Below are 24,148 nucleotides of genomic sequence, written 5' to 3'. Positions count from 1 at the left end.
TTTCAATGAGCGCCCTCGAATCACTCCTTCGACTCAAGACCGGCAGCGCAATCGACGCCGACGATCTGCTTGCGGTCGTGTCCGACCCTGACAGCGAAACCGCGGTGAAGAGCCTGATCGTCGATCAGTCGATCGCAAAGGCGCACGTGCAAAGAGGCACGATCGACGACGCAATTCAATTGCTCAAAAAGCTCGACCGGTCGCCCAGGCAGCTGATTGTCGACGTGTCCGGGTCGGCGATGCCGATCAGCGATCTCGCGCGTCTTTCCGACGTCTGCGATCCGTCGGTTGTCGTGGTCGTGGTGGGAGACCGCAATGACGTGGACCTCTATCGCAGCCTGCTCGGCGCGGGTGTTCAGGACTATCTTTTCAAGCCGCTCTCGGTGGGCCTGTTGCAGCGCGCGCTCGCGGCACGCGACCCGGCCGCCGCCGTGCGCGCCGGCAACGCCATCAGTTTTCTCGGCGCACGCGGGGGCGTCGGCACCACCACCATCGCCGTGTCGCTCGCGTGCTATCTGGCCGACGTCACCCATCGACGCATCGCGTATGTCGACCTGAACTTTCACGGCGGCGCGGCCAACTCTATGTTAGGCATGCTGACCAATAACGGCCTGACCGAACTGCTGCAAAACGCGCAGCGCGCCGACGCAGCGCTAATCGATCGGATGCTCGTTCCAAAGAGCAAGTATCTCCACGTACTGTCGTCCGAAATCCCTTACGGCAATGACTTCGTGTGCCGTGCCGGCGCAGTCGCCGAATTGATCAATGCGCTCAAACGGCAATTCCATTACGTGATGCTCGACCTGTCCAGCCTCGCCGGCAGTGTGGCCGAAGAGGCACTCGACGCATCGGCATTCGTCTATATCACATCGGACCGATCGGTTCACGCCGCGCGCGAAACAGCGCGCTTGCTGCGTTTCGCCGAAGACCGCGACAGCGAACCTACGATCTCGCTGCTGTTGAACAACCCGCTCGAACCCGTCGCGGGCCGCGTCGATCCCGCCGATTTTCAGCGCGCGCTCGGGCGGGCTTCGATGTACGAGCTGCCCTACGAACCGAAAACGCTCGCGGCCGCCGAGAATCTCGGCGAACCGATCGCGGCTGGCAAAGCGACGCCTTTCACAGCGGCGATGGTCGAGCTGGCCAACGCGTTGACCGGGCGCTCCGAGACCGCGCCGCCGAAACCCTGGTATGCACGCATCGCCGGAAAGAGGGGCCGGACATGACGTTCGGGAAAAGGCAGAATGCTCCGGCCACGCCGCCTCTTGCGCATAGAGACGTAGCCGCGAGCGTAGACACGAAACAGGACGCGGGCGCGCCACCGCACGCTGTGACGCCGCTGCGCCCGGCAGTTGCAATCGACAGACACGAAGCGCTAGTGCGCTCGGAGAACTTCAAGACGATCCGCACGGTCGTCTTCGCTTCGATGAACATGTCGGCCGCCTTGATGATGTCGCGCGATCAGGTGCGCGCGGGCATCGAGCAGATCGCGACCGAAGTGGTCGCGCGCGAGCGGCTCAACGTGACAATGGCCGAGCAGGCACTGATCGTCAACGAAATACTCAATGACATGTTCGGGGTCGGCCCCATCGAGCCGCTGCTCGCCGACGAATCGGTGACCGACATCCTCGTCAACGGTCCGGACCAGGTCTACGCGGAACGGCATGGCCGGCTCGAACTGACGCCGCTCAAGTTCCGCGACAACGCGCATGTGATCAACGTCGCGCAGCGCATCGCCGCCGCGGTCGGGCGCCGCGTCGATGAAAGCAGCCCGATGGTCGATGCGCGGCTGGCCGACGGCAGCCGCGTCAACGTCGTATTGCCGCCCATCGCGATTCGCGGCGCGTCGATCTCGATCCGCAAGTTCGCCAAGCGCAACATCACCCTCGCACGCATGGCGCAGCAGGGCAACATGTCGCCCGCGATGACGCGCATGCTGAAGATCGCCGGCGCCTGCCGGCTCAACGTCGTGATCTCCGGCGGCACGGGCTCGGGCAAGACGACGCTGCTCAACGCGCTGTCGCATCATATCGACGAGCACGAGCGCATCGTCACCATCGAAGACGCGGCCGAGTTGCAACTGCAGCAACCGCATGTCGTGAGCCTCGAAACGCGCCCGGAGAACGCCGAAGGACTCGGCGCCGTATCGCAGCGCGACCTGGTGCGCAACGCGCTGCGGATGCGCCCCGACCGCATCGTCCTCGGCGAAACGCGCGGGCCGGAGGCGTTCGACGTCCTGCAGGCGATGAACACCGGCCACGACGGCTCGATGACGACGATCCACGCGAACACGCCGCGCGATGCGATTACCCGGCTCGAAAGCATGGTGATGATGGCCAACGGCAATCTGCCGCTGCTGTCGATTCGCCGGCAAATCGCGAGTGCCGTGCACCTGATCCTGCAAATCGAACGGATGCGCGACGGCATGCGCCGCGTGACGCGCATCACCGAGGTCGCCGGGATGGAAGGCGACGTCGTCATCACCCAAGACCTGTTCACCTTCCGCTTCGATACGACCGCGTATCAGGACGAAGTGCGCGGCGTATTCGAGTCGTCGTCGCTGCGCCCGGTGTTCTCGGCGCGGGCTGCCTACTACGGGCTCGAAGAGCAACTGCTGGAGGCGATGCGGCCATGACCCCCGCCGATGTGGTCGCCGCCGGCGCATTCTTCGCAATCCTGATTACCGGCATGATGGTGTCGACGCTGCGCGACATGGCGCGGCGCCGGCCGGCGCCGCGCATCCGCAGCCGGGTCGAGGAAGTGGGCACCGTTGTGGCTCGCCGGCGCAAAACCGGCCGCCCGGCGCCCGAACAGCAGCTCTTTAGCCGGCAGCGTCAACCGCGCGGCGGCGCGGTCCTGTCGTGGTTGCAAAGGCATCTCGAACGGGTGCGCTCGGTGAGCGGCGCGGGCGGTGTCCGGCTGATCGGGGCAATCGCGCTCGTCGTGTTCATCGCCGCGCTCGTGGGCGTGAAGCTCGCCGCGCCTCCCGACTGGGCGGGTCCCGTGATCGTGATCGGGCTGCCGTTGTTTGCCGTGCGCGCCAGCTATCGTTTCCTGATCGATCGGTTTCGCACGCGCTTCCTGACGGTCTTTCCAGACACGCTCGATCTGATCATCCGCGCGGTGCGGGCCGGCATTCCGGTCGTGCAGGCGATCAGCACCGCGGGCCGCGAGGCCGACGAGCCGGTGCGCTCCACGTTTCGCACGATGGGCGATGCGCTGCGCCTGGGCGCCGATCTGACCGAGGTACTAGACCAGGCCGTGCAGCGGCTGCAAATCGCAGACTTTTCGTTCTTCGCGGTCTGCCTGCTGCTGCAGCGCGAGACAGGCGGCAATCTCGCCGAGACGCTGGAGAACCTCGCGGCGATCATTCGCAGCCGGCGCGACATCCGCTTAAAGACGAAGGCGCTGACCGCCGAAGGCCGGCTTGCGACCAACATCATTTCGGCCGTGCCGTTCGCCGTCACAGGCATGCTGTATGTCGTCAACCGGCCGTACGTCGAACTGCTGTTCGATACCCGCGCCGGCCACAAGATCGTCACGCTCGCCGCGGTTCTGCTAACGGTCGGGCTGTGGATGGTGCGAAAGATGTCGAAACTGGATACCTCGCGATGAATGCCCCGGATACCGATACTGCCACTAACCTTGCGTTGCTCATCGTGCTGATCGGCGCGGTCTTGTCGATTCTGCTTCGCACGGGCAGCACCCGGCATCGTATTGCGCAACGCGTGCGGCAAGCCACCGTGCGCGGGCCGGCCGAGTCGGCCGCGGACGAGCGAGCGCTCGCCAACATGCGGCAACGGTTGGCGCGGCGGGTCGCACTGATCGGCGAGCGCGTGCCCCTTCTGAATGCATTCCAGCGCGAGAAGCTCGCCCAGCAGCTCGCCAGTGCGGGCTTTCGCGACCGGCGCACGGCGGCCGGAATGGTGGGTCTGAAAATCGTCGTCGGCTCGCTGCTCGCGCTCGTCGCGATCCTGCTGGGTGCGCACGTGCCCCGGTTCGGCGAACACTTCGTGTTTCGTGTGTTGATGATGGCCGCCGCTTTCATCATCGGCATGATCGCGCCGGAGTCCATGCTCGGATTTCGCATCCGCCGCAGGCAGAAGGCCATTGCGTCGTGTCTGCCCGATGCGCTCGACCTGCTGGTTATCTGCACGAACGCAGGCAATAGCCTCGTGGTTGCGATCAAGCGCGTCGCGCACGAACTGGAACCGATTTGCGAGCCGCTTGCGGACGAGTTTTCGGTGACGGCCGACGAGCTGCAACTAGGCACCGACAGCGCCACCGCGCTGCGCAACATGGCGGCCCGCGTCGGGCTTTCGTCGGTGCGCGGACTCGTGACGACGCTGATTCAATCGCAGCAATACGGCACGCCGATCACGCAGTCACTGCGAATGCTGTCGCGCGCCGAACGCGCCGCTCAGATATTCGCCCTCGAAGAAAAGGCCGCCAAGCTCGCTCCCAAGATGACCCTCCCCATGATGCTGTTCGTGTTGCCGACGGTGGGCCTGATTTCGGCCGGCCCTGCCGTCATTCGCCTCCTTGCGGTGTTCAAATGAAGAAAATCATTCTGTGTTGCCGCTCGCTCTCCGTTGTGCCGGTCGTCATCGCCGCTCTTCTCGCGGGGTGTGCAAGCGAAGGCACCTTCAATCCACGGCCGATTTCGATGGAGCGCAATGTCGGCCCCACGAGCGACCTGCGCATTGCCGCCAGCGCGCTATCGTCGGGCAACACCGAGCTTGCGTTGACCTTGTACGAGAAAGCGCTGCAGGCGGAGCCCAACTCGATCGAAGCACAGTTGGGAATGGCCGACACGATGTACCAGGCCGGCGATCTGGAACGCGCACGCGTGCTCTATGCGAGTGCGGCAAGCGCCGCACCTTCGAAGCCAGGGCCGAAGCTCGGCCTTGCCCGGGTCGCATTGCGGCAGCGTCGGCTTGACGAAGCCGCAACGCTTTACCATGCGCTCGTCGTCCAACTTCCCGACAGTCCCGTGGCAGCCGAGGGTCTCGGTACGGTGCTCGATCTGCAAGGCCGCCACGACGAAGCGCAAGCGATTTACCGCACGGCGCTGCGCGTGCATCCCGAAGCGCAGGGCCTGACGACCGACCTCGGTTTGTCCCTGATCCTCGCCAACCGGCCACGGGAAGGCGCCAACGTGCTGCTCGACATCGCGGGACTCCGGGACGCGCCGCCGCAAGCGCGCCAAAACCTCGCGCTCGCGTATGCCCTGCTCGGAAACACGAGCGCGGCAAAGCGGATCTTGCAGGCCGACCTGCCGCCTGCATCAGTCGAAGATAACCTGCGATTTTACGAAACCCTTCGCGCAAAACTCGGCACCCCCAGCGGCGCGCCGCCCGCCGCTCGCCTGAGCGCGCTGCCCGCGGACAACATGCGCGATCACTCGGAGATCGAGAAATGAACGCGGCCGGCCCTTCAGCGCTGCGCCGTGAAGGAGGTATCGCCGCGCTCGAGTTCGTGCTCATGCTTCCTTTTCTGCTGCTAGTGCTGTTCGGCATCATCGATGTGAGCATGATCCTGTGCGACAAGGCCGTCATCACGAATGCGAGCCGTGAAGCCGCGCGCGCAGGGGTCGTGCTGCGTGTGCCGCCGTGGAGCAGCGCACAGATCCAGAACGTCGCGCTCAGTTATACGCAAAACAACCTCGTTTCGGGCGGAACACCGGCTACCGCGAAGGCCGTCGCCCAGGTAGGGACTCAGGCGTCCGGTTCGCCTTTGACGGTCACGGTCAGCTTCACGTACCAGGGGCTCGTGCTCGGTTCGATCTTCAGCGCCATCACGGGTCCCGTCACGATCAGCGCGGTCACCGTGATGAACTATGAGTGAGAGCATCATGCCGGCGCGGACATCCCGGACGGACTTGCAACGTCGCGCCTATCCGGCGCGACGGCAGCAGCGGGGATCGGTCGTCCTGTTCTTCGTCGCCTTTCTGATCCCCCTGTTGATGTTCGCGGCGTTCGCGATCAATCTGGCACGCGTGAGCGTGGTGCGCAACGAGTTGCAAAACGCCGCGGATGCTGCCGCGCTCGCCGGAGCCGCACGGCTCGTCACCGCGGGCTCAGGCGTGCCCAACTGGGCTGACGCGTCGATGGCGACGACCTCCGCCATCTCACTCAATGCATCGGATAACACGCGGCTCTCCAGCGCAACCGCGACGCCCGGTTACTGGAACCTGACCGGCTCGCCGTCGGTGCTTCAGGCAACCACCATCACGCCCGGCGCCTACGACGCCGCCGCGATACAAGTCCACGTGTTCCGCAGCGCGAGCCAGAACGGCGGATTGATCGGCCTCGCTTTCGGCACGTTGTTAGGACTGCCAGGAACGGCGGCGACAGCCACCGCGATCGCCGTCGCCGCAGCACCCGGCACCGTCAACGGTGGACTCTTCCCGGTCGCACTCAGTCAGTGTGTGTACGACACGTATTGGGATTCGAGCACCCATCAACCGAAAATCGATCCTTCGACCGGGAAGGTGTACGAATTCCAGATTGGCAATGGGCACACATACGGTGGTACGTGCCAGGCGGGTCAATGGACCTCCTTTGCCAGCGTCGCGAACGATGTCCCAACGGTGCGCGGACTGATCGCGAACGGCAACCCCACGCCGCTTAGCATCGGTACGAACATCTACATTCAGCACGGCGCCAAGACCACCGTTTACAGCTCCGTTCCGCTCAACACAGTCATCTACGTTCCCATTGTGAGCAGCATCGTCTCGGGTTCCTATGAGCCTATCGTTGCGTTCGCGGCGTTCCGCGTCGACGATATCGGCACCCCAAGCCAGAAGTACATCGAGGGTCATTTCCTCACCGGCTATGACATACCGCAGTCTTCGGGCGTAGGCCCTAACTACGGAGCGTACGTGCCGCCTCGCCTGGGGCTTTGACGCAGAGCACACTGAGGGGCCGGCGCAGCGGTTTCACGGATACATTCGCGTGGCGCCGTAGAGCCTGGTGGCCGCGCGCACGGCGCCATGGCCAAATTGCCCAACCCAAACACGGCAATCGCACCTACTCGTCGCCGCTGTAGTACACATACCCGGGCTGGCGCAAAATGGTCTTTCCGTAGAGTTCATCGGTCGTTTGGGTGGCCATCGGAAGCTTGTCCCAAAGCAGTGCCCTGCCCTCCCTCTGCTTCCGGTCAACATCGGGATGCGTCGACTTGTAGTCGTTTAGAAACTGCTCGAACGGCGAGGCATATAACCTTTTCACAGCCGTCGAAGTGTCCTTCGATGAATACCCGATGCGCCGCGGCGGCTACCGTAGCCGCCGCATGGGGCGTGTGCAATGCGCGCCACTGGCTGGCGCTGCCCTGTCCCTCCGCCTGGAACCGGCGGCGTGCAAGAGCACCGCGCTCATCCCACCCTGCCGAATGCGGGAATAACCGACGCATCCTCGCAGTCTTGCAGGTAAGACAGACACGAAATGGGTGATCAAATGAACATTGTCGACATAGCCCGTGCGTCGGGATTGATCGTCATCCTCGACGGCAAAATCGGCCTCGAAGAGTACCAAAGCATATGCGGTTCGGTATCGGCCCTGGAGCGATTTGCCGAAGCGGTACGTCAGGGCGACTCTGCTGCGCCGCGCTCGCCCGCGCCTGATCTGTCTAGACGGCCGCGTCTCAGGTTTATTGGAGGTTTGGGCATATCGGGCGGCCGGGCGGCGCTGGCTCGTCGCGTCTCGCACAACGCTCGCCGGACGCTGGCATGACGGTGCAATTACAAGCTGTTCTGCGTCGGTTGCAACTTGCGTCCGGCGTAGTATTGCTGATCTATCTATTTCTGCATCTGATCAACCATGCGCTCGGGATCTGGTCTCTCGAACTTGCCGGACGCGGTCTCACTCTAGCGCTGCGGCTGTGGCGTAGCGCACCCGGCACGATCGCGTTGTACGGTGCCGCTGCGCTTCATTTTGCGCTGGCCGTACGCACCATCTACGGGCGCCGTCACTGGAGCTTACCGCTAGCTGAGTGGGTCCGCCTGTGGGCAGGACTGAGCCTGCCGCTGCTGCTTATCCGCCATGCGGTGACGACCCGGCTCGCCTCCTCGCTCTATGGCTTCGAGCCTGATTACGAGCGCGTGGTTATCCTGCTGCTAACGAGTGGTACGCAAGGCTTGCAGCTTGCGCTGCTCGCGCCCGGATGGATTCACGGATGCCTCGGACTATGGTTCCGCTTGCGCCACTTCCCGTTGGCGCGCCGCATGAAGCCCGCGCTGTTAGCATGGGTCGCGCTGTTGCCATTGCTCTCGGCGGTAGGCTTTATCCGGATGATGCGAGCTGTCGAGGCGAAGAGCGTCGTGCTTGCGGCACCCGATCCAAAACTGGTTGCGCATCAACTCGCCCTCAATGTCTGGCGCCACGATCTCGTGACCGTCTACTTGTCTTTGATCGTTAGCGCGTTCGTCGCAGGCCAATTGCGAAACCAGCTTGAACGCCGAAAAGTCCGCAGAAGTTTGCCGAGTTCGTGAGGTGGCTGCAACGCTGGGCGAGATAGCCGCTTGTCTGGTTGCAAGCAGGTATTCGACCGCGGACTCCGCTCTTTTTTGCAGCTATATTGGCCCCTGACAAAGTGACGCTCGCTTTCCCACGCGGTGCGAACGCCCCGTGCGGATAGGGCAGCTAGCCAGGCGACTTCGCAGATCCGAACTGTGCGCCAGGACGGTATCAAGAGGGAGCCTTGGCGCGGTCGATACGATACTTTTCCGTAATAGTGCTTAAATACTGGTCCTATCCGCCAACCCGATCCGTGCAAGGCACACGGTCTTCGGAGATCCGCTCACCCCGAGCGGATCTGCGTCAGGCGATGCGTACGTGCTGCGCCACGATCCAGGCGGACCATGCAATCAACGCGACGCCGAGCGGCTTGCCGATCCACCTGCCCCAGCGGAAATTTTTCTCAGCCGCCATGATCGCGCCCAGCGCCAGCATCCAGCCGACGCTCCCGGTGCCGACCGCGAACATCAGCAGCATCAACGCCCAGCAGCAGCCGATGCAAAAAGCGCCGTGACTCATGCCGAGCAGAAAGCTCTCGCGGCGCGCGCTCCTGCCGCGCCAATGCTCAATGATGAACATCAACGGCGAGCGGCATTTGTCGAGACACCGATGCTTGAGGCTGCTGAACTGATAGACGCCCGCGAGTGCGACCATTGCAGCACCGATCAGCCAGCCGTGCGCCAGCAAGCTCGGCGATTGGTCTGCGACCCGATGGAGTGCCGCATCGAAGCCGTGCGCGACGAGGCCAAACAGCGCCCACGCCGTCGCGTAACCGCCGATTAGACACGCCATCAACGTGCGTGCGTTTTCGCGCGTGTTCGTCATCCGCCCGAATGTATCGAAGATGGGGAAGGCGGTCGGCAGCATCATCGCCGCGATCATCAGCAGCCATGCGGCGCTGTGCAGCGACGCCGCAAGCGTGAGGCTTGCGCCGGGGACTCCGCGGCATAGCGCGCCGACGAGCGGCAATTCGGCCCAGCTCACGTGACGCAAATAGCGGGCATAGGGACCGTCGTCCCACATCCATAGCGCGACCCATGCGCTGGTCGTCAATGCGGCAAAGAGCGGCGCGAACAGCCGCAAGCGTACGGGCATCTTCACGACGCGAAGCTGAACGATCCCTGAATGGCGTTATGTCCCGTCAATGCAAGGTCGAGATCCAGTTTTTTGTGTCGAAGACGAAAAGCGTTCGCCTTGCCGACGAAGGCCGGCGACCCTGGAATCGTCGAAAAAATGCTGTCGACCAGTTTGGTCGGCTCGCCGGTCGGGCCGCGATACGGCTCCAGATCGGCCTCGATTACTTCGCCGACTTTCATCCTGCCCTTGCCGTCGACGACCGTGTACTCGATTGAAGCACGCTCCACAGACACGACTTCGCCGATCAACTTCCCGAGATCCGCTAGCGGTCCGCCGCGCTCGCCACGGTGCACGCTCACCAGCGCGTCGAATTGCGCGTCGCTCGCGCGCTCGTCGACGAACATAGCGACGCGCCAGCCGCCTTTCAGCACGTTGCCCGGAATGAACGCCGCGAACGCCACCGTCATGCCCGACACATCGACGCCGTCGATCGTGCCTTGCTCGTAGTGGTAAGCGAGCGCGCTGCGGCAAGTGCCGTTATCGGGATCTTCTCCAATCCAGCACGGACACAGAACCTTGCATTCACAGACTTCGAGGATGCTGCCCATCAATTGATAGCTCATTCGAACCTCCGCTGCCGGTTGAATCCGGCCGGGAAGAACATCGCCGGACGTTCTTTGGTTGTAGACGTTAAGCGGCCAGGAATCAATCGTCGATGCGCTGCGATCGATTGAAGTAACTTGTGCATTCATTTGTTTTTCGGCGCGTCTCACAGGGAGCAAGCCGCAATGGGCGAGATCGACCCACCGCCCGCCGGTGACGCGGTCGCGCATCCACGCGCAGCTAACAGAGTCGTCCGGTCGTCCATGCCTGCCACCACGGCTGCGCCGTCGTACCCCGCGTTCCAGGGGCGCGCCGCCTGTGGCCCCACTGCGATTTACGGCGATCCCGTAGTGGGGCGCAACAGCAGATGTCTTTGGGCTCCATGCCGCGCGGCGATCGCTCGGATGCCTTGCAAAGGTTTGCAGATGCGCTTTGATGAGACAACTGCCGCATTCTTTTACTGGCGGCCACTGACTCGAGGTCCTCGTCGTGCTTTTCATCCCGCGTTCTCGCCTCTTCTTGTTCTGCACTCCTGCACGAGTGGGGGCGCGTACCGGCGGGCATCGGAAAACCGACACCTTCAAGCGCACTCAGAGCCGCGCCAGCTGCGCGGATCAGTCAGCACTTTCTTCCGCCCGGCTCTTCGCATAAACCAAAACCAATCAAACGAGAGCCGGGCTCACGACCTGTCTGTTGACCACCGACGGTACTCCAGCGCGACCCGCGTGATGGGCGTCCGCTCGCGTGCCGAACGAAGCCGAGGTCCATTGCGTTGCCTGTGCGCCGCTCCTTAGCCGCGCGACCTAACGGCGGCGGGATGGGATCGTCATCGAAGGATAGAGAAGCCATGAGAACGCAAATCAAACGTCTGAATGAGACGCCGACGCTCAGCCGGGAACGCTCCGGCTCCGTCAGTTGTCAGGCCCAATACCGGGGCTACCGTTTGACGGCCCGAGCCGAACCCGTGAAGAGTGCATTGCACGCAGCCCATCTCGTGATCGAAGGGCCAGGCTGCCCGACGCGGCGCTGCTTCCACGCGCTGGATAATTTTTATGACCCCGCACAGGCGCTGCAGTACGCAATCCGAGGGCAAGTCCGGTCTCAGCGACGTCTTCAGATGTACTGGCATCACGCAAAAAAGTAACTACGATTATGTTTGGGGGTTAGCGCGAGGGCTCACGCGACTCCGGTAGGATCGCGGGCCGTTGGCATCCGGCCTCCGCGGAAGGGGGGCATATGTTACCTTCATTCATAAGCGGTCCGATACAAGGACAACGCGCGCCTTCGCGCCGACAGCCTTGCACGCGCATCGCACCTCTTATCGTCATCTCGCTCGCTGGCTTCGCGTTGACGCACGCGGCGCGTGCCGCTGGCCTCTTGCCGCAAGGCGGGCACTATGTTGCCGGCGCGGGAACCATCAATGGTCAGGGCGATACGCTCACCGTCACACAGCCCAACTCGACGCGCGGCGTCATCGACTGGACCGGCTTTTCAATCGGCAAAGGCAATGGCGTGACGTTCGACAACGGTTCGGGCGCAACGCTCAATCGCGTGACGGGCGGCTCGCCTTCGGCGCTTCTCGGCAGTTTGAACGCAACGGGTAGCGTGTATTTGATCAACCCGCAAGGCGTGCTGATCGGTCGCAACGGCGTCATTCGCACAGGCGCTCGCTTCGTCGCTTCGACACTCGACCTGCCGGATAGCGTCTTTATGAATGGCGGGACGCTCACGCTTTCGGGCACGTCGAGCGGCAAGGTGGTGAACCTTGGCAAGATCAGCTCGAGCGGCGGCGATGTCTTCCTTATCGCCCACGATGTCGTGCTCAATGCCGGCTCGGTCAGTGCACCGAACGGCACGGCGGAATTCATCGCGGGGCAACAGGTGCTGTTGTACGAATCGTCGAACAGCAGACAGGTGTTCGTGCAGATCGGCAGTCGAGGCGCGGTGGTCGATCACGGTGATATCCAGGCCGCGCAAATCAATCTCGCAGCGGCCGACGGCAACATCTATGCGCTGGCCGGCGCGGGCTCGCGAATCCGCGCGACCGGCACCGCCATGCGCGACGGCCACGTCTGGCTGGTTGCCGGCAACGGTCAGGTGACGCAAGACGGCACCATCGCGGCGAGCAATGCGGACGGCAACGGCGGCACCGTGGATACGATCGCCAACACGCTCACGTTGAAAAGCAAGGCAACGGTACAGGCCGGGCTTTGGAACATCTCGACGCCCAACTTCACCGTCGATCGCGCCACAGCCAACGCTTTCGTGCGCAGCCTGAACGCGGGCACATCGGTCGATGCCACCGCGACCGGCACGAATGGCGCAAGCGGTGACATGACCGTTGCGGCCAATGTTGACTGGCAGGGTCCGGCGTCGTTATCGCTGGTGGCCTTTCACGACGTGACGATCGCGCCCGCTACCACACTCAAAAACACCGGTAGCGGCAATCTGGCGTTGCGAGCGGACGCGGCCAGCATCGACAATGCGGGCAGCGTCGCTAACCACGGCATCGTGGACTGGTCTAACAGCGTCGGCATCGTGAGTCTTCTTTACGACATGAACGGCAGCTACAGCCCAGGGACGATGCTCGCGAACAGCGCATGGACAGCGGCGCCCTACAGCGGTCTCGTCACGCAATTGACGAGCTACAAGCTCGTCAATTCGATCACCGACCTGCAGAACGTTTCGCTCGATTTTGCAGGCAATTACGCGCTCGGCACGGATATCGACGCGAGCCCGACCTTCAGCGCGATCGGCGGCGGCCCGCCCGACTTCCGCTTCGTCTCGCTTGGCAGCGCGGCGGCCCCATTCACGGGCCAGTTCGACGGCATGGGGCATGTAATCGACCGCTTCGGCCAGAATGGAACTGACTCGTCGGGGTCTAGCCGGCCGCTTGGTCTGTTCGGCGAGATCGGGATGACCGGCGTGGTGCGCAATGTCGGCATGACGAACAGCGCACTCTACGATCCGAACGAGGACATCATCGACAATCAGCCCATTGTTACGACGTTCGGCATTCTCGCGGGCCGTAACCGGGGCTTGATCACCTACTCGTACACGACGGGGGTCCGGAGCTCCCCCCACTACGGCAATGCTCCGATTGGCGGCCTCGTGGGCACGAACGACGGGCTCATCGAGCGCTCATGGAGCGGCGCTAGAGTAGGCGATGCGGGTGACGTGGGCGGGCTCGTCGGCGTCAACACCGGGAGGATCGTTCAGTCGTTCGCAACCGGAGAAGCCGACGCGAGCGTGTTCGGCTCGCCGGGCGGCCTGGTCAGCGTCAACTCCGGAACAGTTTCGCAGTCCTATTCAATGGCTGCCGCGTTTGGCGACCTGAGCGCGGGTGGCCTCGTTTATGCCAACACCGGCGTAATCGACCAGTCGTTTGCGACGGGGCCGGTTAGAGGCTATTGCTGTCCTCCTCCGGGCACCACCACCCTTTACGGCGGCATCGCAGCAGTCGACAACGGGACGACCTCGACGAACGTCTATTGGGATACACAGACGACGAACCAACCCTCGAGCGCCGGCTCCGGCGCCCAGTTGCCCGCGTCGAACGGCTTGACGACCGCGCAAATGAGCACGCCGTCGAGCTTCGACGCATCGTGGGACTTCAGCCCGACTGGTGTGTGGCTGATGCAGCCCGGCACGTCGCATCCGCTTTTGCGCTGGCACCTCGGCCAGTAAGCGCAAGCGGAACGCCGCGCCGTGGCGATCGGAAAGCCGCGGCGCGGAGGCAGTTGACCGCGCCGCGCCGGCCGGAGCCCGCTTCTGCGAGGCGGCTAGTACGTTCGATATCACCTGGCGAAGGCGGACAGCACCCACGACGCATAAACCGCTGAAGACTGGCGCAAAACGCTTAGGTTTAGACAGGCCTCGGCAACGCGGACTGCTAATCTTCATACGCGGGCGCACGCGGTAAGGTCCGGCTTGCCGCGCGTGTCACTGCCCGACCATTATGCGTTTGCGCGAAAGGGGGACTCATGAGCCGTGGTACGACATGGGCGCGGGCACAGCGCGCTGGCAGTCGCCGTCAGCCCGTCCGAAATGTGTGGCTCGCTGTGGGCCTTTCAGTGGCGCTGCACCTCTACGTACACTCGAGTTACGCGGCGGGAGTCCTGCCACAAGGCGGCCAGTATGTCGGCGGCTCGGGAAGCATCGCTCAGAACGGCGCGAACATGAGCATTACCCAATCGAGCCCGCGCGGCATCATCGACTGGAACAGCTTTTCTATTGGATCGGGCCGCACGGTGTCGATCAACAATGGCGCAGGTGCGACACTCAATCGCGTGACGGGTACCGATGTCTCGGCGATCCTCGGCACCTTGAACGGCACCGGCAGCGTCTACCTTATCAATCCGCACGGCGTGCTCGTCGGGCGCAGCGGCGTGGTGTCGACGGGTGGGCGTTTCGTGGCGTCGACACTCGACGTCCCCAACGACGCCTTTCTCAACCCGCCTGCGATCGGTGGGACGGTCTACACGGGCAGTTCCACGGCGAATATCGTCAATCTCGGCAAGATCAGTTCGTCGGGCGGTGATGTATTGCTCGTTGCGGCCAGCAAGGTCACGAACGAAGGGACAATCAGTGCGCCGGCTGGCAATGCCGAACTCGTCGTAGGTCGTCAGGTGCTTTTGTTCGACAGCACGTATCAGCAACTCTCCGTGCTGGTGGGAAGCGGCGGCACGGTGACCAACTCGGGCACAGTGGAAGCAGCGCAAATCAACGTGCAGGCGGCCGACGGCAATATCTTCGCGCTCGCCGGCCACTCGGGTGCGTTGCGCGCCACCGGCACTGCGACGCGCGACGGCCATGTGTGGCTCGTCGCGAACCCCGGCGGCCAGTCCGTCGCCGCCAACGCGGGCAACGTCGATGCGCGCGGGGCGCAGATCAGCGCACGCAACGCGGACGGTGGCGGCGGCATCGTCGATATGTCGGGCAAGAGCGTCAAGGTCAGCGGCGCGGACGTTCAGGCGAAACAGTGGAACATCGGCACCGGGGACTTCCGCGTCGATGACCGCACGGCCGACACGCTCGGCGCAAGCCTGACCCGCGGCACGTCCATCACCGTGGACGCGAACGGCGCCGACGGCAAGCTCGGGGCGGCCGGCAAGGGGGACATCGCCGTTGATTCCAGCGTGCGCTGGGTGGGCGGCGCTTCATTGACGCTGGATGCGGCGCACTCGCTGACTATCGCACCCCACGCGAGCATCGCGAATACGGGCACGGCCTCCCTCACGCTCTCCGCCGATTCATACGGAGCCGACCACGGTGGCAGCGTGGTCAATCGCGGCACCATCGACTGGTCGCGAAGCATGGGCACCGTCGTGGCCCTTTACGACATGAACGGCAGCTATACGCGCGGCATGGTGCGCACCAATCCGGCGTGGCGCCCCGCTCCGTTCAGCGGACTGGTCACGCAGTTCACGGCTTATCAGCTCGTCAACTCCATAGATGATCTGCGCGCGGTGAACAACAACCTCGCCGGCATTTACGCGTTGGGCAATCACGGACTGGAATTCGCGGATGCGCCGGATTTCGGCGGCATCGGCACCGCGACGCATCCGTTCACTGGCCAGTTCGACGGCATGGGGCATCTTCCCGCGGATCTGCATATTTCCGGCGCGGCCAATACCGGGCTCTTCGGCGTGATCGGCAAAGGCGGCATCGTGCGCAATTTCACACTGGCGGATGGCGTTGCGACATCCTCGCAAGGGCCAGTCGGCTTGCTAGCCGGCATCAACTATGGGCGCATGGTGAATGTCGGCGCAACCGGCACCATCCAGTCCACGGACAACACTGGCAACACGGGGACGATGGCCGGCGGGCTGGTCGGCGAGAACTTCGGACGCATCGAGCAGTCGTGGGCCGGTGTGCATATCGACGGCGCCGGCGAGTTGGGTGGCCTCGTCGGCCGCAACGACGGTTCGGTCGATCGCTCATTTGCGCTCGGCTCAATAACGGCCGGTGCGCCAAGCACCGTGGGTGGACTGATCGGGAACAACCATGGCGCGATTACCCGATCGTATGCAGACGAAGTGTTGAGCGGCGGTGCGACCATCGGCGGACTCGTCGGCAGCAATGCGGGCGCGATCCGCCAGTCTTACGCCGCGTCGAGGCTCACACCCGGCGCGAACTCGACCGAAGGCGGTATCGCGGGCTCCAATAGCGGCAGGATCGCCGCGAACGTGTTCTGGAATAGCGAGTCGTCCGGGGCATCGGCGGGCGTGGGTTCCGGCACGGCGGTGACCGGTTCCAGCGGATTCACGGACGAACAGTTGCGCGAGCCGGCGAGCTTCGGGCCGACGTGGAATTTCAGTGCGAACGGCACGTGGTCGGCCGGTTATTTCGGACCGCAGCTGCGCTGGCTGGCCGGGCGGTGATTGGCGGGGCTGCGCTGCAAACAGCGCAGCCGCCCGCAGCAGCGAGTCGTTCGTGCGCTTCTACGAGATTGCGCGGTTGCGGCACGCGGTCGGCACCAGGTTCAACGCGTCGTGGGACTCTCTTGTGACGCTGCAGAACTGGGTCGAGCATGGCAGAGCGCCGAGGCATCAGGTGGTCACCAACACCGCGCGCCTGCCGGGACCCACGCGATAGATCGCAGATAATCGAGAGGTAGTGATGCACCCAACCGCAATGAGCAACTGCAAGAGCTTTTTTGACGCATATGCAAGTACCTTTTCGTCGCAATCAAAAGCAAAAATCATCGAGATAGGCTCGCAAGATGTGAACGGCACGCTGAGAAGGACTATTCCATCCAGCTTCGAATACGTCGGAGTCGACTTTGTCGAAGGCAAAAACGTCGATGTTGTCCTGGAAGATCCATATGAGCTGCCGTTTGAAAGCGAGTCAGCTGACATCGTCCTGTCGAGCTCCTGCTTCGAGCACTCGGAGATGTTCTGGCTAGTCTTTCTCGAAATAATGCGGGTTCTGAAGCCGAAAGGCCTTTTTTATCTGAACGTCCCATCAAACGGATGGTTCCATCGACACCCGGTGGACTGCTGGCGGTTTTATCCGGACAGCGGGAGGGCGTTGGTTTCATGGGCGAAGAGAAACTCAATCAACGCCGCTCTTTTGGAATCCTACACGAGCCTGCAAGCAAAGGATGTGTGGAACGATTTTGTTGCCGTATTTCTTAAGGACGAAAAAAACGTATCGGCGTTTCCATCAAGGATATTGAACCACAAGCGCGATATAACCAATGGACTGGTCTATGGCAGCGATGTTTTTATAAACAGGTCAAACGCAACGGAGGATCAAAAGGGGCTTTCCATTATTCACAGGAAAATAGTACTTCACAGAAGACTCGAAGCATAGCCAACGCGTTAATTCAGGGGCAGAATGTTTTCCACACGGTGCGTCGCGCCGTTCGCGGTGAATGCACGGATTCCTTTGCAGACACTCCGCCGCTCGGTTTCGGGAACGAACCATGCTCGGCAAGCGTGGCTTCATTGCAAGGAGGCGGAAAGTGAAGAACGCAAACAAGCTCTGGCCGATGGTACCTGCCTTGGTCCTCTGCCTCGCTGGATGTTCGACGGGCGGCGGCATGCAGGCCGGAACGCGAACGCACCTCACCGCCACACAATGCCGCGACCTGACCGACATGAGAAACAGGGCACCGGTCACGCACGAGCGGAATATGAGCGAACTCGCGGCGTTGGAAGAAGCGGGCTACCATCCAGGTTGGTTCTTCGACCCCTACTACCCGGACGATCTCCAGGCCGCGCAGCGCCAGGTCGATATCTGGTATCGGACAGAATGCCAGCAGACACGGCTGGGTTGAGCATCCATCGCGCACCGGGGGATGCGAGAGATTCTGAACGGCAAGCGCGAAACGAACACACGGCAGATCGCCGCGCTTCTGGATCTTGAAGTGAGTCCCGCAGTGCTGTTTCGCTGCCCCGGCCGACGTGTCAGCGTTGGGGGGTTCTTTTACGGGTAAAAACGAAAACGGGCCAAACGGCCCGTATTCAATTGATGTCCTGGCGGAGAGACGGGGATTCGCCACATGGCTCCGACGCCCCACCTCTAACCCGCTGATTTTCAACGGGTTTCAGCAAACTGGCTAACGTCAGTCTGGCACACTCGGCACACGGTGTAAACACACCACAGGCGGTCCAGCACGACCGGCGGAGCTCACGTCGTTCACGTGCGCGGCCGAGGGACGGTGCGCCGGGACATCCCGCATACCCGCCCCCTCTGACGATTCGCCACTGCCCCTCGGACATCACATCTGCCACAGGACACTATGTCCGGCCAACTGGCATACGACAGGCAGTCAGCGGACCATCGGCCAACAGGCACCAAGAACCGGTGCGGCCTCCTTTCGGAATGCACTCAACCAATCAAATCCACCGCAATAACACCCTTGTCCCCGACGCAGAGTTCCAACTGGAACTTCGCCTGAAGGCTCCGGTTTCTCACCCACCACGACCACCTGACGTCCATTGTCCGAGACGTATTTAGAGACGCCGTGAATGTGGTCCATCTCTATTCGCAGTAACGGAGGCCATCAACTCGAGCTGCGACGAATTTGGCCTCGTCATGCGTGGGTCGTCAGGTGACAGCAGCGGTGAGGTATCATCGTCCTCATCGCTCACCACAGGACGCGAAGTCTGATGTCTGTAGATTCCAGCTGGTTGGGCCAAATTGAACGGGAGTGGGCACAACTTAGCCAGTGCGACCCGTCGCTCGACGTGGAGAAGTTCTTCCGGCACGTTGTGTCGGCGAACAAGGTTGGCTTTCTTTCCCTTGAATCTATTGCGGCCATTGCGAATGGCCTGCTCACAAGCCCGTTGTCGGGCGCACCTTATCTCGGCCGGCGTCTGATTGAACGGGTTGGCCCTCACCGGCACCCTTCTCTTCGGGTCGCGCTTGCACTGTCTCTGGTCACCGAGACAGGTGGGCCAGCGGACTACGAGACCGGGCACGTCATTCTGGGCGACGTGCTGAAGGACGATACGACGAGCGAGCCGCTGCGCGGCATGGCGGCAGCAGCTCTCGCGGACAGTGCACGGCTTGGTCGCGGTATGGACGCCGACCTCGAGATGGCCAAGGACATGTATGCCATGGCGCTGGAACTTGGACACCGGTCGGCCGCGTACAACCTTGGTTTGTACTGGGAAGGGCACTGGGAAAGAAGTGCTCCCGGCGACGTCGTGCCGGACAGCACAAAGGCGGCACAGGCCTACAAGCGTGGTGGTTCGCACGCAAAATGCGCCGCCCGTCTGGACGCATTGCGGACCCGCGCGAGGTAAACCACTCCAATCGCGCGTGTCGCCGCAACAAAAAGCGAGCTCTGTGTGCTCGCTTACACGGTCGATTAAGCGGCCGCAGCTTCCGGCGCGGCCGCGACATTCGTCGTTGCTGCGCACCTTTTCGGCGCCGACCAATTTCTTCGCCGGTGGCTTCTTCACTACTGTCGTCTTTGTCGCGGGGTTCTTTGCGACGGCTTACTGGTTACGCGCCATGGACCAACTGGTGGGTCCTTGACTGGCTACGATTTGACGCCTGCATGCGCGAAGCTCGACGGACTGTCACGGACTTCAGCTTCCGACTGTTTCCTTTGCTTGCAGGCCAAGGCAACAGGCCAGCCTGCCATCGGGCCCTGCAGTCGAAAACGTCGCCTGTGGGCAACGAAACTTCGGGGCGTAATGCCGCGTTACCCATCTCGCACCGCCGTTTCACATGTGTCCGACATCGCTTCTTACACTCCGAGCCGTAGTCACTGACATTGCACTCAATGTGCGAGGAGTAGCGAAGATGAACAAGAAGATACTTGGCGCAGCACTTGGTCTGGCGGTTCTGGCGGTATCAACGGCAGCATCGGCGCACGTCGACGTCGCCATCGGACTGGGCATCCCCGGAGCAGTGTATGCACCGGCAGAGCCAGTGTACGCGCCGGCACCTCCGGTCGTGTATGCCCCCGCACCTGTCGCCGTCGCGTACGGCGGTGACGACGACTGGCGAGCCCGCGAATCGCGCGAACGTCGCGAGTGGCGTGAACGTGAATGGCGCCGCCAGGAATGGCGTGAGCACGAGTGGCGCGAGCATCGTGACTGGCGCGAGTATTGAAACGACTCCGGAAGGCGCCACATCCGAGAAATCCAAACTCGGAGTACCTTTGAATGAAAGCTAGCCCGATAAGAATCGCTTTGATTGCAACGACGCTGGCCTTCGCAACGGCAGGCACGGCAAACGCCGCAGGCTGCCTCAAGGGTGCGGTCGTAGGCGGGGGCGCTGGGCATTACGCGGGGCACCATGCTGTCGTTGGTGCGGTCGGTGGCTGCATCGTCGGCAGGCACCTTGCGAAGCAGCACGCCCAACAGCAAGCTCAACAGCACGCCGCGCAACGTCAGGTAGCACAGGCGCAATAAAACGTCGTCGGCTTGGTGTACCCGGTGGAACCAGAAAATCGCTGGTCCACCGGGCACCTGACAACCACGTTTAGGTCGTCAACTCGGCGCCAGACTCGACTGTGGCCACCGGAGCGCGCACGGCCACGCTCTGGCGCGGCGCTTTTTTCGCCGGCGCCTTCTTAGCCGGCACCTTTGCGCTCACGGCCTTCTTGGCGGCAGTTTTCTTCGCCGTGGGGGCCTTCTTCGCAGCGGCCTTCGTGACCGCCGGTTTCGCATCCGCCGCCGCGCTGGCTCCATCAATCAGGAACCTTGTGCGGTCCTTGGCACCAGCCAGCCACGCCGGCGCCCGGCCCCGCCCGCTCCAAGTCGCACCACTCTTTCGGTCGCGGTACATCGCCGGCTGCGGACCCTTCCGCTGCCCCTTGCCACCAGTCGCACCAACCGTCTTCGGCGCCGCCGTCTTGACCGCACCCTTTGCCTTGCTCGCAACACCTGCACTCGCCGCGACAGTCGCTTCAGCGCCGCCTGCAATCAGGAACTTATTCCGGTCTTTGGCTTCAGCAATCCATGCCGGAGCGCGACCGCGGCCGGTCAAGGTCGCTCCGGTCTTCGGATGCAGGTACTTCGGCGCGACTTCGGCTTTGACGCGAACAGCGGCTTACGTCGCTTTGAAGGTTCCTCGGACTTCCACGTCCGGCAGGAGCGCCCACACTCTCGGGTTCGACTGACGGCCGAACGGATGACCGGACAGTCGGGACGCCGCGAGAGAGAGGGGCATCGCTCGGAATACGCAGTGAAATCGCGATACTGACTTCAAAGCGCCGTAGCGTTCAGGAGGCCTCCGGCTCTCGCAACATCGTTTTAGGTATTGCCAGTACTACAAGCATTGCGCCTGCCAGCAGTATCACGCCGAGTACAACAAAACCAATATATAGGCTACCGGTTCGAGACATCACTGCACCAAGGATTGTGGGACTTGAAAACCCTCCCAACGCTCCGAGACTACTGATGAGCGCAATGCCACCTGCTGCTGCACTGCCTTGCAAGTAAGCAGGCGGAATGGTCCAGAATGTGACCACCGCACCATAGATGCCCGCAGCCGCGAGACCGAGCAATGCCACTGTGATATACGGTAGGCCATGCCCCAGTGATAGCAATGTAAAGCATATTGCAGTCAGCGAAATCGCAGCCGCGGTGTGCCAGCGGCGCTCCATCATTCTGTCGGAAGAGCGGCCAAAAAGGTACGTTCCTGCCAATGCGGCAATGTACGGGATACAGGAAAGCCATCCTATCTGTACAACGTTGCTAAGCCCCTGCGCCTTAATCAACGACGGCATCCACAGCGCAATCGCGTTCGTCCCACAAAGCACCGAAAAATAGACAAAACCCGCGACATAGACTTTCGGGTCACTCAGGGCGCGTGTCAACTCTTTCGGAGTATGACCTCCTTTCAATTGCTGTTCTGCCTCCAACTCACGAACGACAATCGCTTTCTCGTCGGTAGACAGCCACTTCGCCTGCGCCGGTCCATTGTCGAGAAAGAAGTATGTGACAACACCCAAGACGATAACTGGCAGACCCTCCGCGATGAATAGCCACTGCCAGCCTTTAAGCCCGAGAATCCCGGCAAAGGTGTGCATAATCAACCCGGAAAGCGGACCACCGACAATGCCGGCTGCCGAAATTGCCATTACGAAGACTGACGTGATTCGCGCGCGTCGACGCGCCGGGAACCAGTAGGTCAGGTAGAGGATGACGCCCGGGAAAAAACCGGCTTCTGCGGCGCCCAGAAGAAATCGGGCTACATAGAGTTCCATGGGCGTTCGCACCAGACACATCCCCGCTGACACCGCGCCCCACAGGACCATGATTCGCAGGAACGTCAATTTTGCGCCTGCGCTATGCAAGTACAGATTGCTGGGCACCTCAAAAAGAAGATAGCCGATAAAAAAGAGCCCGGCGCCCAGCCCATACGCCGCCTCACTTAAATGGATGTCCTGCATGAACTGCAGCTTGGCAAAGCTGATGTTGATGCGGTCCAGCTGGTTCATGATGTAGATGAGGAAGATGAACGGCAGCAGTCGCCACCCAATCTTGCGATAAACCGCCGCCGTTGTGTCAGACTCGACTTCGAGTTTGTGCTCACCCACTTCCAGTGCGCCCGATTCCATGCTGTCTCCTGTTAATATTCGTGCCGACGGTTCTGTTTGCCGTGCTAGTGGGTGTTACGAGGCGCCGGTTCTCTTTCAGATGACGCCCCGATTCTTCAAGCGCTCGATTTCCTCACTTGCGACTCCAAGCAATTCCTCGTAAATCTCATTGTTGTGTTCACCAAGAGCTGGGCCGGTACGCCATACATGACCCGGAGTGCGTGAAAACCGCGGCACGACGTTTTGCATTCTTACTGCCCCGAAATCCCGGTCGCTGACGCTAACAATAGCTTCACGCGCCGCGAAATGAGGGTCCTCAAAAATGTCCTTGATGTCATAGATAGGGCTGAACGATACGTCGTGCGCGGTCAGCGTCGAGGCGGCTTCCGCAGCGGTGCGAGACGAAAACCACTCGCGGACCTGCTCCTCAATCGCCGACCGGTTCGCGATGCGTGCGACATTGGTATTAAAGCGCTCATCCTCCATCCAGTCGGCGTGCCCCAGCGCATGAGCGAACCTTACGAACACCGTCGGCGCGCTAACGGCCAGCGAAATCCATTTTCCGTCGCGTGTCGGGTAAACGTCGCTCGGCGCCGAATACGAATTCAAGTTGCCGGAGCGTTGGCGAGCAACCCCCAACTGGTCGTATTCGATAGCCATAAAGTCCAGCACGCGGAACATAGCTTCTGTTGCGGAAAGGTCGATTTCCTGGCCTGGCCGGCCAGGCAGACTGTCGCGATGACGCAGCGCCGCTGCAACGGCCATTGCCCCGAAAACGCCAGTCAGCGAATCGGAGACCGGGTAGCCCGGATACATTGGTGGGCCGTCGGGTGAACCGCAGAGATTCACAAAGCCGGACAGGCCTTCGAAGATGCGCGCGAAACCTGGCCTGCCGCTGTAGGGACCGGTCTGCCCGAAGCCCGTCACGCGCAACACAATCAAATGCGGGTTCAAGGCGAAGAGTCGTTCACTGGACAGTCCCCAGCGCTCGAGCGTACCGGGGCGAAAGTTCTCGATGAGCACGTCCTGGGACGCGACTAGCCGCTCGAACAGTGCTACACCCTCGGACTGTCGGAGGTCGAGAGTCACACCCTTCTTGTTCCGGTTGACAACCTTACTCCACAAGGGGATACCCTCCTTGTGTGGCGGCAGATACCGGATGTGGTCGCCCTTCTCCGGCATTTCCACCTTCAGTACGTCGGCCCCCATATCTGCCAGCAAAGTGGCCGAGAGGGGACCAGCGATGACCGTCGCGATATCGAGAATCTTCAGACCTTCGAGCGGCCCAGACGGCCGCGCTGCGTCCTGCTCGAGAGAGCGTTCATCGTTTCGCACCTTGTCTCCTTATGTACTGTTAACAGTCAACGCGCCGCGCCCTGCAGCCAGTATAAGAGCGCGGTGTAAAATCTTGAATTAAGATATCCCGCAAATCAGTTATGACGGT

Annotated in this window: 23 protein-coding genes; 17 read left to right on the top strand and 6 right to left on the bottom strand. The window is 62.2% G+C overall.

Annotation, left to right across the window (positions count from 1 at the left end; genetic code table 11):
• Window positions 1–5 precede the first annotated feature (5 nt).
• The 7 genes from ABQJ48_RS27800 to ABQJ48_RS27770 are packed head-to-tail and all read left to right on the top strand — an operon-like array spanning window position 6 to window position 6,907.
• Window positions 6–1,226 carry a CpaE/TadZ family protein gene (locus ABQJ48_RS27800; protein WP_367841158.1) on the top strand — a complete coding sequence of 407 codons (1,221 nt, stop codon included), beginning with the start codon at window positions 6–8 and terminating at the stop codon, window positions 1,224–1,226.
• On the top strand, window positions 1,223–2,635 hold the full coding sequence (locus ABQJ48_RS27795) for a TadA family conjugal transfer-associated ATPase (RefSeq protein ID WP_367841157.1): 1,413 nt from the start codon (window positions 1,223–1,225) through the stop codon (window positions 2,633–2,635). The genes ABQJ48_RS27800 and ABQJ48_RS27795 overlap by 4 nt, the downstream gene beginning before the upstream one ends.
• Window positions 2,632–3,615, top strand: a complete 984-nt coding sequence (locus tag ABQJ48_RS27790; RefSeq protein WP_367841156.1) for a type II secretion system F family protein — start codon at window positions 2,632–2,634, stop codon at window positions 3,613–3,615. The genes ABQJ48_RS27795 and ABQJ48_RS27790 overlap by 4 nt, the downstream gene beginning before the upstream one ends.
• Entirely contained in the window at window positions 3,612–4,559 is a 948-nt protein-coding gene (locus ABQJ48_RS27785; RefSeq protein ID WP_367841155.1) for a type II secretion system F family protein, read from the top strand. The genes ABQJ48_RS27790 and ABQJ48_RS27785 overlap by 4 nt, the downstream gene beginning before the upstream one ends.
• The gene (locus tag ABQJ48_RS27780; RefSeq protein WP_367841154.1) at window positions 4,556–5,422 is read left to right on the top strand and encodes a tetratricopeptide repeat protein; all 867 of its coding nucleotides are present in this window, start codon (window positions 4,556–4,558) and stop codon (window positions 5,420–5,422) included. The genes ABQJ48_RS27785 and ABQJ48_RS27780 overlap by 4 nt, the downstream gene beginning before the upstream one ends.
• Window positions 5,419–5,847, top strand: coding sequence for a TadE/TadG family type IV pilus assembly protein (locus ABQJ48_RS27775; RefSeq protein WP_367841153.1), 429 nt, complete (start codon window positions 5,419–5,421; stop codon window positions 5,845–5,847). Before ABQJ48_RS27780 ends, ABQJ48_RS27775 begins: the two co-directional genes overlap by 4 nt.
• The gene (locus ABQJ48_RS27770) at window positions 5,840–6,907 is read left to right on the top strand and encodes a pilus assembly protein TadG-related protein (RefSeq protein WP_367841152.1); all 1,068 of its coding nucleotides are present in this window, start codon (window positions 5,840–5,842) and stop codon (window positions 6,905–6,907) included. Before ABQJ48_RS27775 ends, ABQJ48_RS27770 begins: the two co-directional genes overlap by 8 nt.
• A 124-nt stretch (window positions 6,908–7,031) precedes the next feature.
• Here ABQJ48_RS27770 and ABQJ48_RS27765 read toward each other — a convergent pair whose 3' ends face one another.
• The gene (locus ABQJ48_RS27765) at window positions 7,032–7,232 is read right to left on the bottom strand and encodes a DUF3460 family protein (protein ID WP_367841151.1); all 201 of its coding nucleotides are present in this window, start codon (window positions 7,230–7,232) and stop codon (window positions 7,032–7,034) included.
• A 225-nt stretch (window positions 7,233–7,457) separates the two neighbouring features.
• On the opposite strand from ABQJ48_RS27765, the gene ABQJ48_RS27760 reads away from it, so the two are divergent.
• Window positions 7,458–7,733: a hypothetical protein gene (locus tag ABQJ48_RS27760; protein WP_367841150.1), complete on the top strand. Its 276-nt coding sequence runs from the start codon at window positions 7,458–7,460 to the stop codon at window positions 7,731–7,733.
• Window positions 7,730–8,491, top strand: coding sequence for a hypothetical protein (locus ABQJ48_RS27755; protein WP_367841149.1), 762 nt, complete (start codon window positions 7,730–7,732; stop codon window positions 8,489–8,491). The genes ABQJ48_RS27760 and ABQJ48_RS27755 overlap by 4 nt, the downstream gene beginning before the upstream one ends.
• A 328-nt stretch (window positions 8,492–8,819) precedes the next feature.
• Here ABQJ48_RS27755 and ABQJ48_RS27750 read toward each other — a convergent pair whose 3' ends face one another.
• Window positions 8,820–9,611 (bottom strand): DUF2182 domain-containing protein, encoded by a 792-nt coding sequence (locus ABQJ48_RS27750; protein ID WP_367841186.1) that lies wholly within the window; start codon window positions 9,609–9,611, stop codon window positions 8,820–8,822.
• 2 nt (window positions 9,612–9,613) lie between these two features.
• Window positions 9,614–10,216, bottom strand: a complete 603-nt coding sequence (locus ABQJ48_RS27745; protein WP_367841148.1) for a DUF1326 domain-containing protein — start codon at window positions 10,214–10,216, stop codon at window positions 9,614–9,616.
• Between the two features lie 1,216 nt (window positions 10,217–11,432).
• Between ABQJ48_RS27745 and ABQJ48_RS27740 the strand changes: the two genes are divergently transcribed.
• The 8 genes from ABQJ48_RS27740 to ABQJ48_RS27705 all read left to right on the top strand — a co-directional run bounded on the left by ABQJ48_RS27740 (window position 11,433) and on the right by ABQJ48_RS27705 (window position 20,572).
• Entirely contained in the window at window positions 11,433–13,883 is a 2,451-nt protein-coding gene (locus tag ABQJ48_RS27740) for a two-partner secretion domain-containing protein (RefSeq protein WP_367841147.1), read from the top strand.
• Between the two features lie 296 nt (window positions 13,884–14,179).
• Window positions 14,180–16,579 carry a two-partner secretion domain-containing protein gene (locus ABQJ48_RS27735; protein WP_367841146.1) on the top strand — a complete coding sequence of 800 codons (2,400 nt, stop codon included), beginning with the start codon at window positions 14,180–14,182 and terminating at the stop codon, window positions 16,577–16,579.
• Window positions 16,515–16,793, top strand: a complete 279-nt coding sequence (locus ABQJ48_RS27730) for a tannase/feruloyl esterase family alpha/beta hydrolase (RefSeq protein WP_367841145.1) — start codon at window positions 16,515–16,517, stop codon at window positions 16,791–16,793. The genes ABQJ48_RS27735 and ABQJ48_RS27730 overlap by 65 nt, the downstream gene beginning before the upstream one ends.
• A 24-nt stretch (window positions 16,794–16,817) precedes the next feature.
• Window positions 16,818–17,513, top strand: coding sequence for a methyltransferase domain-containing protein (locus tag ABQJ48_RS27725; protein WP_367841185.1), 696 nt, complete (start codon window positions 16,818–16,820; stop codon window positions 17,511–17,513).
• A 178-nt stretch (window positions 17,514–17,691) separates the two neighbouring features.
• Complete coding sequence (locus ABQJ48_RS27720; RefSeq protein ID WP_473094197.1) at window positions 17,692–17,979, top strand: DUF4148 domain-containing protein; 288 nt, start codon at window positions 17,692–17,694, stop codon at window positions 17,977–17,979.
• An 835-nt stretch (window positions 17,980–18,814) separates the two neighbouring features.
• On the top strand, window positions 18,815–19,453 hold the full coding sequence (locus tag ABQJ48_RS27715; protein WP_367841144.1) for an SEL1-like repeat protein: 639 nt from the start codon (window positions 18,815–18,817) through the stop codon (window positions 19,451–19,453).
• A 505-nt stretch (window positions 19,454–19,958) separates the two neighbouring features.
• Window positions 19,959–20,270 carry a hypothetical protein gene (locus ABQJ48_RS27710; protein WP_367841143.1) on the top strand — a complete coding sequence of 104 codons (312 nt, stop codon included), beginning with the start codon at window positions 19,959–19,961 and terminating at the stop codon, window positions 20,268–20,270.
• 53 nt (window positions 20,271–20,323) lie between these two features.
• Complete coding sequence (locus ABQJ48_RS27705) at window positions 20,324–20,572, top strand: hypothetical protein (RefSeq protein WP_367841142.1); 249 nt, start codon at window positions 20,324–20,326, stop codon at window positions 20,570–20,572.
• Window positions 20,573–20,642: 70 nt separating this feature from the next.
• Here the strand turns inward: ABQJ48_RS27705 and ABQJ48_RS27700 are convergent, their stop codons facing one another.
• The 3 genes from ABQJ48_RS27700 to ABQJ48_RS27685 all read right to left on the bottom strand — a co-directional run bounded on the left by ABQJ48_RS27700 (window position 20,643) and on the right by ABQJ48_RS27685 (window position 24,039).
• Complete coding sequence (locus tag ABQJ48_RS27700; RefSeq protein WP_473094196.1) at window positions 20,643–21,173, bottom strand: H-NS family nucleoid-associated regulatory protein; 531 nt, start codon at window positions 21,171–21,173, stop codon at window positions 20,643–20,645.
• A gap of 211 nt (window positions 21,174–21,384) precedes the next feature.
• Window positions 21,385–22,725 (bottom strand): MFS transporter, encoded by a 1,341-nt coding sequence (locus ABQJ48_RS27690; protein ID WP_367841141.1) that lies wholly within the window; start codon window positions 22,723–22,725, stop codon window positions 21,385–21,387.
• A gap of 75 nt (window positions 22,726–22,800) precedes the next feature.
• On the bottom strand, window positions 22,801–24,039 hold the full coding sequence (locus ABQJ48_RS27685) for a CaiB/BaiF CoA transferase family protein (RefSeq protein WP_367841140.1): 1,239 nt from the start codon (window positions 24,037–24,039) through the stop codon (window positions 22,801–22,803).
• Window positions 24,040–24,148 lie beyond the last annotated feature (109 nt).

The organism is Paraburkholderia suaedae, assembly GCF_040812055.1.
In the GTDB taxonomy this organism is placed as follows: domain Bacteria; phylum Pseudomonadota; class Gammaproteobacteria; order Burkholderiales; family Burkholderiaceae; genus Paraburkholderia.
The sequence above is the reverse complement of the archived record's forward strand: the minus strand, read 5'-3'. Positions and strand labels throughout refer to the sequence as shown.